The following is a 14031-nucleotide window of genomic DNA, read 5'->3' as shown; positions in this document are numbered from 1 at the left end:
ATGACCCAGCTCGACGTACTCATCGTGGGCGCCGGCCCTGCCGGCCTGACCCTGGCCTGCGACCTGGCCAGGCGCGGCGTCCGGCACCGCATCATCGACGCGGCCGACGCCGGGTTCTCCGGCTCGCGGGCCAAGGGCGTGCAGCCACGGACACTCGAGGTCTTCGACGACTTGGGACTCGTCGACGACGTCCTCGATCGCTCCCTCCGCTATCCGCTGCTCGGCGTCCACGTCGGCCCCGTGACCATTCCGTGGCGGATGATGGCCCGGCACGAGCCGACCGACGACGTCCCCTACCCGGAGACCAGGCTCATCCCGCAGTACGACACGGATGCCTGCCTGCGTCGACGGCTCGCGGACCTCGGTGGCGCCGTCGAGTTCTCGACCCGACTGGTGGAGTACGACGGCCCGACCACGGGCGGCAGCGTGGTCGCGACCGTCGTCGGCCCACGGGGCGAAGAGGCGATTCGTGCCCGCTACATCGTCGGCGCCGACGGTGGGGCCAGTGCGGTGCGGAGCCGGGCGGGGATCGCCTTCGTGGGCGACACCGACGAAGGCGATCGCATGATCGTCGCCGACGTCGTTGTGGAGGGCCTCGCGCGCAACCGCTGGCACGTCTGGCCACGCAGCGGCGGCCGATTCGTCGCCCTGTGCCCGTTGCCGGGTGACAGCTTCCAGCTCATGCTGCGCCTCAAGGGCGGGGAGACGCCGGAGCGGGATCCGGCGGCCATCGACCGAATGGTCCGCGAGGCCACGGGCCGCGCCGGCCTGCGGGTTCGCGGCGTCTCATGGTCCTCGGTGTTCCGGCCCAACGTTCGCCTCGCCGAGCGCTACCGCGCGGGCAGTGCCTTCCTCGTCGGCGATGCGGCGCACGTCCACACGCCGGCCGGGGCGCAGGGGCTCAACACCGGAGTGCAGGACTCCCACAACCTCGGATGGAAGCTCGCTCAGGTGATCGCGGGCGCGCCGGACGAGCTGCTCGACACCTACGAGGCCGAGCGTCGACCGGTCGCGGCCCGCGTCCTCGGCCTGTCCAGCGTGCTCTACCAGAGCATCTCGAACCGACCGCTCGCCGCGGCCAAGCGGGGCGACGAGGAGCGCCAGCTGCAGCTGAGCTATCGCGGCGGGCCGCTTGCTACGGAGATCCCCGGTGCCACCGACTCCGCGGTGCAGGCCGGCGACCGCGCGCCGGATGCCCGCTTTCGGCTTCCCGACGGTCATCAGGGAACGCTGTTCGACGCCTTCCGCGGACCGCACTTCACGCTCCTTGCGGTCGGGGATGCCGCGATCGAGGCGCTGGGTGGTCTCGCCTGGCCGAGCAAGGGAGCCGAGCTCGAGATGGTGCCGATCCCGACCGCAGGGGCCGCGGGTGTCACGGCAGCGTACGGACTCCGGCAGCCAGCGCACATCCTGGTTCGTCCCGATGGATATGTCGCCCATGTCGCGACTCGCGACTGGCAGGCCGCGCTGCGCCGGGCGAGCGCGTTGATGTGTCCGCGGTGATGGAGCGGTCGCGATGGCCTCGGGTGCGCTCGCGAGAGAGGGTCGCGTCCGCGCGCCCAGCTCAGGCGGGCCGGATCTCGGCGAGCAGCTCGTCCAGCGGGCCGCCGGGGCCCGGCAGTGGCTGGCTGACGACAGCGTGTGCTTCCTCGATGCTCAGGCCCAGCATGACGAGGAGGGACTGCGTGACGGTGTCGGTGAGGGCGGCGTCGTCGGCGTCCGGATGCTGGTGGAGGTGCTCGCCCAGGGTGAGTGCGGCCCCGCCGACGATGAGGAGCGCCGCGGTGGGCTCGACGTCGCGGAAGCGGCCCGCGGCGACGGCGGCCGCGATGTCGCGCAGCGCGCGCGGGGCGAGGCCGTGGTCGGAGGCGACCAGAGCGGCCCCGTGGGACAGCATCACCTTGCTCAGCTCGGGAACGAGGCGGTGCAGGCGGCCGACCATGCGGAAGCTCCGCGCGAAGGCCTCCGCGGGGTCGTCGAGGTCAGTGGTGACCAGGTCGAGGAAAGCGCCCTGCTGCTCGAGGGCATCGTCGACAGCGGCCTCGAACAGCTGTTCCCGGCTCTCGAAGTGGTTGTAGAACGACCCCATCCCCACGTCGGCGAGCTGGGTGATCTCGAGGATCGCGACATGCGCACGGTCCTCGGCGAGCAGCCGCTGGGCTGCCTTGATCAGGGCGGCCCTGGTCTGGGCCCGTTGCCGTGCGCCTCGTGCGCTCGCCGCCCTGGCCATCGCCTCCGACACCTGTTGCTCCTCACCTCGCCTGCCTGACGGGTCACTCTAGCGCCCGGCGCGAGATGAATGACGAATCCGTCAACGAACCTTGACCGCGGCTCGCCTGTGATTGACGATTGCGTCAAGCAAAAGGAGACGACATGTCCGCTGTTCCCGTGCGCGCGCAGGAAGCGCCCCGCCTCCCGGTGTCCGCGCGATGAGGTCGTTCCGGGATCGAGACCCGATTCGGGTCGGTGTGGCCGGGTTGCTCCTAATCTGCCTCTCGCTCGTTGCCGGCGTCCGGGCGGGCGACCTGCCCTTCGTCGGTGGCGACACCTACTACGCGGAGTTCTCGGACCTGGGCGGCCTCAAGCTGGGGGACCCGGTCCTGGTGACCGGTGTCCGGGTGGGCAAGGTGACCAGCATCGAGCTCGTCGACGCACGGGTCCGCGTCGGGTTCGACGTGGACGGCGCGGCCGAGCTCGGCTCGGAGACCCGGGCCGTCATCAAGGTCCGCACGCTCCTCGGTGCGATGTTCCTCGCGCTCGAGCCGGCCGGGCGGGGCGAGCTGGACGAGGGCGATGTCATCCCGTTGTCCCGTACGACGGCGCCGTACGACGTGATCGACGCGTTCAGCGGCCTGTCGGACCGGGCGGCGGCGATCGACACGGACCAGCTCGCCGCGTCGTTGACCACGCTCGCGGACCTGACCCGCAACACGCCGGAGGAGTTCCGGGCTGCGCTCCGCGGGGTCTCGGGGCTGGCGCGGACGGTGGCCGGTCGCGACGCCGAGCTCGAGCGGCTGCTCCAGGACCTCGCCCGGGTGAGCCGCGCGTTGGCGAGCCGCGACGATGACATCGTCGCGCTGATGGACGACGCCGACGTGCTGTTCCGGGCCCTCGTCGACCGGCGGGAGGCCATCCACGAGCTCCTCGTCGCGACTGCTGACATGAGTCGTGTGCTCACCGGGCTGATCGCCGACAGCCGGGCTGATCTCGCGCCGGCGCTGAAGCATCTCGACTCGGTCCTGGCCGTGCTGCGCAAGAACGAGGACAACGTCGAAGCGAGCCTCATGGCCTTCGCGCCCTTTGCCCGGCTCTTCGCCAATGTCGCCGGGAACGGCCCGTGGCTGGACGGCTACATCTTCAACCTGCCGCCGCTTCCCGCGGGGAAGGCAGGGTGACGACCGCCGTTTCTGATGAATTCGTCATCAGACCTTGACGATCGACGCCTTTTGATTGACGATTACGTCAGACAAGAGGAGGGCCCGTGTCGACCCATCACACGCACAACGACCTGCACAGTGAGCAGGGAGCACTTCCCGGCGAGCACCCCGGCCGGACGAGGAACCCCGTCATCAAGGTGCGCGACCTGGCCTGGCTCGAGTTCGAGAAGCCGGACCTCGACGGCGCCGAGGTCTTCGCGCACGCCTTCGGGTTCGCCACCAGCTTCAAGGACCGCGACGAGCTCCACCTGCGCGGCACCCTGGCGGGGACCCCCGCCGTCATCGTCCGGCGTGGCGCACGCTCCCGGTTCACCGGACCTGCGTTCCTCGCCGCGGACGACGCCGACCTGCTCCGCCTCGCCGGCCACCTGGACGTCCCGGTGGCGCCACTGCCGGAGAGCCTGGGCGGTCTCACCGTGGACGCCCGCGACCCCAGTGGCGCGCGGGTCCGGGTGGTCACCGGTTGCCACGCGCTCCCGGCGCTGCCGGGCCAGGAGCCGCTCGCCCACAACGTCGGCGACCGGCGCCCCCGCGTGAACGCCACCCAGCGGCCGCCCCGGGAGCCCGCGAAGGTCGAGCGGCTCGGCCACGTCGTCCTCCAGACGCCGCGCTACCGGGCGGCGCTCGACTGGTACCTCGAGCACCTCGGCCTCATCGTCAGTGACTTCCTCTACTACGACGGCCAGCGGGCCCTGGGGCCGACGATGAGCTTCATCCGCTGCGACCGTGGCAGCGAGCCCGCCGACCACCACACCCTCGCGATGACCCTCGGTCCTCGCGCGCGGTACGTGCACTCGGCGTACCAGGTGGCTGACCTCGACGCGCTCGCCGCGGGCGGCGAGTTCCTGCTGGACGCGGGCTACCACCGCTCGTGGGGGATCGGTCGCCACATCCAGGGCAGCCAGATCTTCGACTACTGGCGCGACGACAACGGCTTCCTCGTCGAGCACTTCACCGACGGGGACCTGTTCGACAACACCCTCGAGCCCGGGTGGGCGCCCATGACGGCCTCCGGTCTCGCGCAGTGGGGGCCGCCTGCCTCCGCCGACTTCATGGGCCTCAAGCCCGGCCGCGAGTCCCTGGCCGAGGCCCGCTCCATGCTCTCCGCCCTGCGGAGGTCCGACAACGAATTCGACCTGACCCGCCTGCGCGGGCTCCTGAAGGTGGCCAACTCATGAGCATCAACGTCATCCGCACCGCCGACCGCTGGTACGTCGAGAAGTCGGACCGCACCGGCACCCTCATCGACACCGCGGCGATCACGACCGCCGAGCTGCTCGCCGACCGGGCGGCCATCGACCTCGCCGTCGCGGGCGAGGAGAGCGACCTGCCCGGCGACGGGCTGCAGGCGCCGGTGACCGCGCCGTGCCGTGTCGTCGCCCAGATGACGAACTTCGTCAGCCACATCAAGGACTCCGGGTTCAACCCGGACACTGTGCCGCTGACCTTCTTCCGCAAGACCTCGCACTCGATCAGCGGACCCGCCGACGACATCGTCAAGCCGTCCCACGTCCGCTTCCTCGACTACGAGGTGGAGGTCGGACTGGTGATCGGCAAGGAGCTCCCGGTCGGGACCACACTGACCAAGGAGAACATCGCCGACCACGTCGCCGCGCTCGTCGTGACCAACGACGTCTCGGCCCGTGACCTGCAGCTGCCGAAGACCCAGTTCTTCGAGGCCAAGTCCTATCCGACCTTCACCCCGGTCGGCCCGCGGCTGGTCGTCCTGGAGCCCGGTGACTGGGAGCGCTTCGAGGAGCTGCGGCTCCAGCTGTGGGTCAACGGCGAGGTCCGGCAGGACGCGGTCGTCGCCGAGGACATGCTCTACAAGCCGGTCGAAGCGCTCCAGGGGCTGACGCGCTTCCAGCCGCTGTCCCCGGGCGACCTCGTCCTCACGGGGACGCCCGGCGGCACGGCGCTGAAGGCCCCGCGCAAGCCGGTCGAGATCATCGGAGCGCTGCTCCCGCCGGCCACCAAGTGGAAGGCCTTCTTCAAGGCGCAGGCGAGGAACACGGCGTACCTCGCGGACGGCGACGTGGTCGAGATCCAGGTCGCGACCCTCGACGGCAAGCTGGACCTCGGACGACAGCGCACGACGGTCCGGTACGCGTCCGAGGCCGACCGGTGAGTGCGCCGACGGCACTCCCCACCGCCTGGCCGACGTTCGAGGCCCCGGAGGACGTGGAGAGGATCGAGGCCGTCCCGCTGGCCGAGCGGGACCTGCCGGCCACGACGTACCAGGTCCTCCGGCGCGCGGCCGGGCAGTGGTCGGAGCGCGTCGCAGTCAGCGTGATGCCGGACGCGACCCGGTGGCGGGAGGCGGCCAGCCTCACCTACGCCGAGCTGCTGGACGGCGTCGACCGGGTCGCCAACGCGCTCGTGCGCCGAGGCGTCACACCCACCACCCCGGTCGCGATCGTCGCCCCGAACTGCCTGCAGCTCGTCCCCGCGATGCTGGGTGTCCAGGCGGCCGGTGTCGCCGTCCCGCTCAACGGGGGTCTCAGCGCCGAGCACCTCGCCACGCTCCTCGAGCGCGCCGGTGTGCGGCACGCCGTCGTGGCCTCGTCCGACCTCGACGGCGGGATCTGGGACAAGGTCTCCGGGCTCGCCGCCGCGGGTCACCTGGACCACCTGTACCTGCTCGACCCGACCGACCGCACCCGCACGCCTGTCGCTGCGCACCCTGACGTCGACGGTGACGTCGCGGTCGAGTACCTGGCCGACGCGGCCGCGGCCGAGCAGCCCGGCTACGACGACCCGCACACCTCCGGCGACATCGCCGCGGTCTTCCACACCGGCGGCACGACGGGCATCCCCAAGCTGGCCGCGCACACCCACGCCAACCAGGTCATCGACGCGTGGCTCATCGCCGCCGACTCCACCGCCGACTCCACCGCCGACACCAGCGGCGAGCCGGCGACCATCCTCGGCGCACTGCCGTTGTTCCACGTCAACGCCCTGCACGTCACGATGCTCGCGCCGATGCTCAAGGGGCAGCGCGTCGTGTGGGCCGGCCCGCTCGGCTACCGCGATCCCGCCCTGTACAGCGAGATCTGGAAGATCGTCGAGCACTACTCCGTCGCCACCATGAGCGCCGTCCCCACGGTGTACGCCGTACTGGCCGGATGCCCGGTCGACGCCGACATCTCGTCACTGCGCTTCGCCGTGGTCGGGGCGTCCGCCCTTCCACCGGCCGTGCGCACCGCGTTCGAGAACCACACCGGCGTCCCCCTGCTGGAGGGTTACGGCCTCACCGAGGGCACCTGCGCGAGCGCCCGCTCCTTCGTGTCCGACCCCCGTCCGGGGTCGGTCGGCAAGCGACTGCCCTACCAGCAGCTGCGCGTGGTCGACGTCGCGCCGGACGGCTCGTGGACCGACGTACCGGCGGGCGCTGTCGGCACCCTCCTGATCGGTGGTCCGACCGTGTTCGCGGGCTACGTGACCGGCCGGGGCGACGACGGCTTCGTCCTGGACCACCTCGGCAAGGTCCGCGACGGCTGGCTCGACACGGGCGACCTGGCGCGCATCGACGACGGCTTCCTCCACCTGACCGGCCGGGCCAAGGACCTGATCATCCGGGGCGGGCACAACATCGACCCCGCCGCCATCGAGGACGCGCTGCGCGCCCACCCCGCCGTGGCCGACGCAGCCGCTGTCGGTCGACCGGACCCCCGCGCCGGCGAGGTCCCGGTCGCCTACGTCACCGTCGCGGCAGGGACCGAGACCAGCGCCGGGGACCTGGAGGCCTTCGTCGCTGCGTCCAGCCTGGAGCCCGCGGCAAGGCCGAAGTCCGTCACCATCCTCGACGCCCTTCCGGTCACCGACGTCGGCAAGCCCTACAAGCTCGCCCTGCGCGCGGATGCCGCACGAAGGGCCGTCGAGGACGCCCTCGCGGACCTCGTCGGCGTGACCGGCATCGAGGGTCTCGTGGCCGACGGATCGGTCCGTGTCGTCGTCACCGTCGGGCCCGACGCCGATGCCGTCGCCGTCCGCGACCTGCTGGACCAGTTCGCCCTGGCCAGCGAGGTGGTCGCGTCGTGACCGCGGCGGCCGGTGTCCGGCACGGCGGGGGGCCGTCCGAGGAGCCAGATGTTGTCGTGGTCGGCGCTGGTCCCACCGGGGTCACGGCCGCCATCCTCCTCGGCCAGGCAGGAGTCCGGACGCTGGTCCTGGACCGTTGGCCCGACGTGTTCCCCCAGCCACGCGCGGCGCACTTCGATGACGAGGTCTACCGGATCCTCGCCCGCCTCGGTGTGGCCGAGCAGGTCAACCGCATCACGATCGCCGGAGCCGGCCTGAGGCTGCTCTCGCCTCGTCATGTCGCGCTGGCCCAGTTCGACCGGACGGTCCCCTGCACGTCCAACGGCTATCCACAGGCCAACATGTTCGATCAGCCGGAGCTCGAGACCGTCCTGCGTGCCCGGATGCGTGAGCTGCCCCTGGTGGGCTTCCGGGGTGACGTCGAGGTCCGCGCGGTCCGACCGAACGGCCAGAACCGCCCCGAGGTCGAGTACGTCGACCTCGGCACCCAAGAGGTCCACCGGGTCCGTCCGCGGTTCGTCCTCGGGTGCGACGGCGCGAACAGCACCGTCCGTGCCGCCATCGGATCGACGATGCAGGACCTCGGGCTCGGCGACCAGCGCTGGCTCGTGGTGGACATCGTGACGCCGCGCGACCTCGGGCACTGGGGTGGCGTCCACCAGGTCTGCGACAGCAACCGCGCCGCCACCTACACCCGCATGGGCGAGACCCGGCACCGGTGGGAGTTCGCACTCCGGGACGACGAGTCGGCGGCCGACTACCAGGATCTCGACGCGCTGGCGCCGCTGCTGGCCCCGTGGGACACCGACACGACCGACTTCGAGCTCGTCCGGCTGGCGGAGTACACCTTCCGGGCGAGACTGGCCGACCGCTGGCACCGGGACGGGGTCTTCATCCTCGGCGACGCCGCGCACCTGACCCCGCCGTTCATCGGGCAGGGCATGGGCGCGGGCATCCGGGACGCGGCCAACCTCGCCTGGAAGGTCGCGGCCGTCGTCGATGGCATCCTCCCGGTCGAGGTGCTCGACAGCTACGAGGCCGAGCGTGCGCCGCACGCGCGCGCCATGATCCGCCTCGCCAGCCTGGTCGGACGAGCCATGACGGCCGGCGGGCCGCTCGGCGACCGCCTGCGCGGGATCGTCGTCCCGCTCCTGGTGCACCTGCCCGGCGTACGCGGCCGCGTCCTCGACAGCACCACCCCGGCCCTGTCCCGCTCGTCGCTGGTCGACCGCCGTCGACCGGGTCGTGGCCTTGCCGGAACGCTGTGTCCCAACCCGGTCGTGGCGGCGGGGGAGCGCCTCGACGCTGCCGCGGGTGATCGTTGGGTGGTCGTGTCGCGCGCGATTCCGGACGATCGCGATGACGAGCTCCTCCGGTGCCACGACACGGTGGTGATCGACGCTCGGGAGACCCCGGAGCTGGACCGCTGGCTGGGCCGCCACCAGGCGGCGCTGGTGCGACCGGACCGGACCGTCATGACCGTGGGAACGGTGGACGCCGTCGTCAGGCGCGCACCCTTCAACCGTTCCCGAACGACCCTTCAAGCACAACGGAGCTAGACGATGCTGCGTACCGAGTCCCGGCAGGGATCCCGATCGACCGACTTGACCCTCTTCGCGATGTGCCTGTCGCTGGTACTGGTGGTCGGGTCGGTCTCCGCCCTCAACCTGGCCCTGCCGGAGCTGGCGGTCGACCTCGACGCGTCGACGACGGCCCTGACCTGGATCGCGGACGGCTACACCGTCGCGCTCGCCGCGCTGGTGCTGCCGCTCGGTGCCCTCGGCGACCGGTGGGGGCGGCGCAACGTCCTGGTCGTCGGTGCGGTGGTGTTCGGTGCCGCTTCGCTGCTGGCGTCGTACGCCGACACCAGCGACGCGCTGATCATCTGGCGGGTCGTCATGGGTGTGGGCGCGGCGATGATCATGCCGGGCACCCTGTCGACGATCACCGCTGCCTTCCCGGCGGACCAGCGGGCCCGCGGTGTGGCCGTCTGGTCGGGTGTCGCGGCAGCCGGGGCGATCCTCGGGATGCTGGCTGCCGGTGCCCTCCTCGAGCAGTGGACGTGGCGGTCGATCTTCGTCGGCTCCGCCGCCGTCGCCGTCGCAGCCGCCGTGGCGGCACTCGCCTGGGCGCCGAACACGCGCGACGAGGACCAGGGCCGCCCCGACGTCGCCGGCGCCGTCCTCTCGTCGGTCGCCATCGGCACCCTGGTGTTCGCCATCATCGAGGGCAACGAGAAGGGCTGGACCGAGCCGGTCGTGATGGTCACGGCGGTCGTGGCCGTCGTCTGCTTCGCGGGCTACGCCGTCCTCGGGGCCCGCCACGACGAGCCGCTGCTGGACCCACGGCTCTTCGGCCGGCCCGGCTTCCGCAGCGGCGCCATCACCGTGCTCGTGCAGTTCATGGCCGTCTTCGGGTTCTTCTTCGTCGGCCTGCAGTACCTCCAGCTCATCCTCGAGTACAGCCCGCTCGAGGCCGCCGTGGCGCTGGTCCCCGTCGCGATCGTCGTCCTGCCTGCCTCACGGGTCACGCCGTGGCTGGTCGAGCGCATCGGTACCAATGTCGTGATGTCGAGCGGGCTCGCACTGCTGGCGGCGGGCCTGTTCTGGGTCGCCCGCCTCGACGTCGACGCGGGCTACCTGCCCTTCCTCGGCGGGATCCTCGTCGCGGGCCTCGGCATCGGCCTGTCCACGTCGACCGCGACCAGCGCCATCGTCGGCTCCCTCGGCGCCGGGCAGCAGGGGGTCGCGTCGGCGGTCAACGACGCCACGCGCGAGGTCGGCTCGGCGGTCGGGATCGCGGTCATGGGCTCGGTCTTCGGGAGCGTGTACGCCGACAACCTGCCGGACCTGGGTGCCCTGCCCGCCGAGGCTCGTGAAGCGGTCCAGGACTCGCCGGCCGCGGGACTGCACGTGGCCGCCCAGCTCGGAGAGCAGGCGGGCTCGCTCGCGGATGCGGTCAGGCTCGCGTTCATGGACGGCCTGGAGGCGTCCCTCCTGGTCATCTGCGTGGTCCTCGTTGTCTCCGCGATCGGCGCGGCGCTCCGGGCCCCCCGGCGAGGTGAGCCGCCCACCGCGACGTGATGCAGGATGGGACCGTGAGCTGGTCCCCGTGGCGCGTCGTGCCGGCGGGAGTGATCCTGGCGCTGGCCCTGACAGGCGCGCTGCTCGTGCTGCGCGCGCCGGACGACGACCACGACGCGCCGCCCACGACCTCCCCGGCGGTCTCCTCCGCGGCCCTCGAGCCCTGCATCCACACCGGCGACCTCGAGACCGTCCGGGCCCTCAACGAGTTCGTGACGAAGGCCCGCGGCAGCGAGGGCTTCGCCGGCGGCGACGTCGGCGCGAGCGTCGAGCTGCAGGACGGACGCCGCCTCTTCGTCTTCGGCGACACGCTCCGGGCGAGCGACTTCGACGGCCAGCGCTTCGTGCGCAACTCGATGTTGGTCTTCTCGCCCGGGTGCGGACAGGTGGTCATGCCCCATGACCACGGTGCGCTCGTGCCCGACCGCGAGGACGGGGTCGGCTACTGGCCGATGTCGATCGCCCGCATCGAGCGCCAGGGCCACGACATCGTCGGGGTCGGGCTGCAGCGGGTCCGCTCGACCGGTGGCTCGGGCGTGTTCGACTTCGAGATCCTCGGCCCCGCGGTGGCGCGCTTCGACGTACCCCGTGGAGGGGTGCCCGAGCTGCAGTCGGTGCGCGACATCGGACCGGACCGGGCCGACACGAACCAGCCCATGTGGGGAGCGGCCGCCGTTGTCGACGGCGGATGGGTCTACCTCTACGGCACCTCCCGGCCTGCGGACGCGGGACTCAACGGCTTCGACCTCCGCGTCGCGCGGACCCGACCCGAGTCCGTGGGCGACCCCGCGACCTGGCAGTACTGGGACGGCCGGGCGTGGTCGGCGAGGGCCCGGAGCGCCGTGGAGCTCATCGACCACCGCGGGGGAGTGTCACAGACGCTGAGCGTCTTCCGGGTGGGGCGGACCTGGTACGCGTTGAGCAAGAGGGACGAGGTCCTCGGCACCGACCTGACCGTCTGGACCGCCCCGAGCGCGGCGGGACCCTTCACGGTTCAGCCGGCGTCGGCGTCCATCCCGTCGGACGCCGTTTCGGGCACCCTCCGCTACATGCCGCTGGCGCACCCCGACCTCCTGCCCGAGCCCGGCACCGTCGTCGTGAGCTACAGCGTCAGCAACACCGACTTCGAGGTCGTCCGCGACGACCCGCGGCGCTACCGCCCGCGCTTCCTCCGGGTCGCCCTGCCGGGGCCGCACGGATAGGCCGTCCCGGCGAGGGACCTTGCGCCCGGTCAGCGCCGAGAAGCGCTCGCCGTGGCGTTCGTCGAGGCCGTGGCCGCGCGGAGGAGGTCGTGCAGGGCGTCGAGTGCCGACTGCATGCGTGCCGGGTCGGGGTCGGCCAGCTCCTGGAAGACCAGCCCGTCGAGCGTGGCGAACACAGCGTGGTCCAGGCCCGGAACGTCGGCCAGCCCGATGCGCGCGAGCTCGCGGCGAGTGGCGTCCCGGTAGGTCTCGTAGAGGCCGGCGACCAGCGGCCGGAGCTCGGGTCGCCGGCGACTCTCCAGGATCAGCTCGTACTGGAACGCCTGGCCGTCGGCATCGCTGGTCGCCATCTCGACCAGGGTCCGGGCGAAGTCGTCGATCGAGCCGGTGCCGGACTCGAGCGTCGAGCTGTCCAGGCTCCGCTCGAGGACGTACCTCAGGGCTTCGGCGATCAGGTTGTCCCGGTTGCCGAAGTGGTGGCTCACCAAGCCGTGGGTGACGCCAGCCTCCTCGGCGACGACCCTGTTCGTCACCTTGCGCAGGCCCGCGCGGGCGACGACGCGAATCGTCGCTTCCAGGAGCGCCTCGCGACCGCCGCCGTACTGCACGGCGCGGGATGACTCGTTGCTCATGGTGCTCCTCGGGGTCGCCTCCAACCTATCGAACGCTCGACGAGGGAAGGCGCCGTGAGAGCCGACCTGTCCGAGCCTGAAACTTGCCACTTGACAAGTTTAGTGTGATCCGGATTACTTGTTCCCAAGAACTTTCCACTTGGATAGTTTCGACCCTGGGATCAACCTCAGCGAGGTACACATGTCTGTCGCCGAACCCACCGGGCCCACCACGACATTGCGCAAGGACGCCGTCGGCGTGGTCGGGATCCTCTTCTTCGTCCTCTCTGCCCAAGCACCCCTGACCGGCATCGTCGGCGCAGCCGCTCTCGCGGTCGCCCTCGGCAACGGTGCCGGCGCGCCGGGCGCCTACCTGCTCGTGGGCCTCGTCATCATCCTGTTCGCGGTCGGCTTCACCACGATCACCCGGTACGTCGACAGCGTCGGCGGCTTCTACGCGCTCATCCGTGCGGGGCTCGGCGTGAGCATGGCTCGCATCGGGTCGTGGCTGGCGCTCATCACCTACAACACGATCCAGGCCGCGATGTACGGACTGTTCGGGGCCACGACCAGCGCCCTGATCGACCGGTACCTGCACGTCGACGTGGCGTGGTGGGTGGTGGTGCTGGCCACCGTTGCCCTCGTCTACGCCTTCGGTCGCCGCAACATCGAGGTGGGGGCGCGAGTGATGGCGGTGCTGGTGAGTGCCGAGGTGGCCATCCTGCTGGCCTTCGCCATCGGCGTCATCGTGCGGGGAAGTGCGCCCCAGGGCTTCGACATCGCCGCCAGCTTCGGCCCCGACGCCATCGTCGCGGGAGCACCGGGCATCGCCGTGCTGTTCGCGATCGCGTCGATGTTCGGCTTCGAGTCGACGGCGATCTACGCCGGCGAGGCCCGGGACCCCCAGCGCACGGTTCCACGCGCGACCTATCTCTCGGTGAGCCTCATCGCGGTCTTCTTCGCCTTCATCATGTGGGTCGCCATTTCCTACTACGGGGCGGGCGGTGCCCAGGAGGCCGCGCTCGGCACCCTCGCCACGGACCCTGGCGACTTCGTCCTCGTCCCGATCGGTGCCGTGCTCGGCGGCTGGGCGGCGGACCTGACCTCCGTGCTGCTGTGCACGTCGTTGCTCGCCGGCTTGCTGGCCTTCCACAACATCGTGAACCGGTACCTGCACGCCATGGCCGAGCACGACGAGCTGCCGCGGCAGCTGTCCCGCACCAATCGCCACCAGGCTCCGGCCGTCGCGGCCGCAGCCCAGTCGGTCACCGTCGTCCTGGTCATGGCATGGTTCATGATCGGCGACAAGAACCCCGTGGCGACGTTGTTCGGGTGGCTCAGCGGCACGGCCGTCGCGGCCCTGGTCGTCCTCTACGTGCTCGTCTCCGTCTCGATCATCCGGTACTTCCGGTCCCACCGCGTGCACGCCAACCTGTGGACGACAGCCGTGGCCCCCGCCGTCTCCGTGGTGCTGATGCTCGGCGAGCTGTACATCATCGTGAAGAACTTCCAGACCCTCACGGGTGGCAGCGCGACCACGTGCGCCGTCCTGCTGTGGTCCGTCCCGGCGGTGACGCTTCTCGGGTGGATGGTCTCGACGGCCTTCAGGCGTCGAGCCCACGGCGTCGTCGGCACCGCCGTCGAGACGGCGGCCTGA

The 14031-nt window shown here is 71.4% G+C and carries 11 protein-coding genes; 9 read left to right on the top strand and 2 right to left on the bottom strand.

Features of this window, described 5'->3' with window-relative positions; genetic code table 11:
• Window positions 1-1503: an FAD-dependent monooxygenase gene (locus tag BJ993_RS07755; protein ID WP_179648316.1), complete on the top strand. Its 1503-nt coding sequence runs from the start codon at window positions 1-3 to the stop codon at window positions 1501-1503.
• 61 nt (window positions 1504-1564) lie between these two features.
• Here the strand turns inward: BJ993_RS07755 and BJ993_RS07750 are convergent, their stop codons facing one another.
• Window positions 1565-2242: a TetR/AcrR family transcriptional regulator gene (locus BJ993_RS07750; protein ID WP_308645512.1), complete on the bottom strand. Its 678-nt coding sequence runs from the start codon at window positions 2240-2242 to the stop codon at window positions 1565-1567.
• A 226-nt stretch (window positions 2243-2468) separates the two neighbouring features.
• Between BJ993_RS07750 and BJ993_RS07745 the strand changes: the two genes are divergently transcribed.
• From BJ993_RS07745 to BJ993_RS07715, 7 genes are all read left to right on the top strand, one after another.
• Complete coding sequence (locus BJ993_RS07745) at window positions 2469-3395, top strand: MCE family protein (protein ID WP_308645511.1); 927 nt, start codon at window positions 2469-2471, stop codon at window positions 3393-3395.
• 86 nt (window positions 3396-3481) lie between these two features.
• Window positions 3482-4615 (top strand): VOC family protein, encoded by a 1134-nt coding sequence (locus tag BJ993_RS07740; RefSeq protein WP_179648314.1) that lies wholly within the window; start codon window positions 3482-3484, stop codon window positions 4613-4615.
• Entirely contained in the window at window positions 4612-5565 is a 954-nt protein-coding gene (locus BJ993_RS07735; protein ID WP_179648313.1) for a fumarylacetoacetate hydrolase family protein, read from the top strand. Before BJ993_RS07740 ends, BJ993_RS07735 begins: the two co-directional genes overlap by 4 nt.
• The gene (locus BJ993_RS07730) at window positions 5562-7478 is read left to right on the top strand and encodes an acyl-CoA synthetase (RefSeq protein ID WP_179648312.1); all 1917 of its coding nucleotides are present in this window, start codon (window positions 5562-5564) and stop codon (window positions 7476-7478) included. Before BJ993_RS07735 ends, BJ993_RS07730 begins: the two co-directional genes overlap by 4 nt.
• Window positions 7475-9037, top strand: coding sequence for a bifunctional 3-(3-hydroxy-phenyl)propionate/3-hydroxycinnamic acid hydroxylase (locus BJ993_RS07725; protein WP_179648311.1), 1563 nt, complete (start codon window positions 7475-7477; stop codon window positions 9035-9037). The genes BJ993_RS07730 and BJ993_RS07725 overlap by 4 nt, the downstream gene beginning before the upstream one ends.
• A gap of 60 nt (window positions 9038-9097) precedes the next feature.
• On the top strand, window positions 9098-10561 hold the full coding sequence (locus BJ993_RS07720; protein WP_218864630.1) for an MFS transporter: 1464 nt from the start codon (window positions 9098-9100) through the stop codon (window positions 10559-10561).
• 14 nt (window positions 10562-10575) lie between these two features.
• Entirely contained in the window at window positions 10576-11763 is a 1188-nt protein-coding gene (locus BJ993_RS07715) for a DUF5005 domain-containing protein (RefSeq protein ID WP_179648309.1), read from the top strand.
• A 29-nt stretch (window positions 11764-11792) separates the two neighbouring features.
• Here BJ993_RS07715 and BJ993_RS07710 read toward each other — a convergent pair whose 3' ends face one another.
• Window positions 11793-12395 carry a TetR/AcrR family transcriptional regulator gene (locus BJ993_RS07710; protein ID WP_179648308.1) on the bottom strand — a complete coding sequence of 201 codons (603 nt, stop codon included), beginning with the start codon at window positions 12393-12395 and terminating at the stop codon, window positions 11793-11795.
• A gap of 181 nt (window positions 12396-12576) precedes the next feature.
• On the opposite strand from BJ993_RS07710, the gene BJ993_RS07705 reads away from it, so the two are divergent.
• Window positions 12577-14031 (top strand): APC family permease, encoded by a 1455-nt coding sequence (locus tag BJ993_RS07705; protein ID WP_179648307.1) that lies wholly within the window; start codon window positions 12577-12579, stop codon window positions 14029-14031.

The sequence above is a fragment of the Nocardioides aromaticivorans genome (assembly GCF_013408525.1).
Taxonomy (GTDB): domain Bacteria; phylum Actinomycetota; class Actinomycetes; order Propionibacteriales; family Nocardioidaceae; genus Nocardioides; species Nocardioides aromaticivorans.
This window is presented reverse-complemented; position numbering and strand designations above follow the sequence as displayed.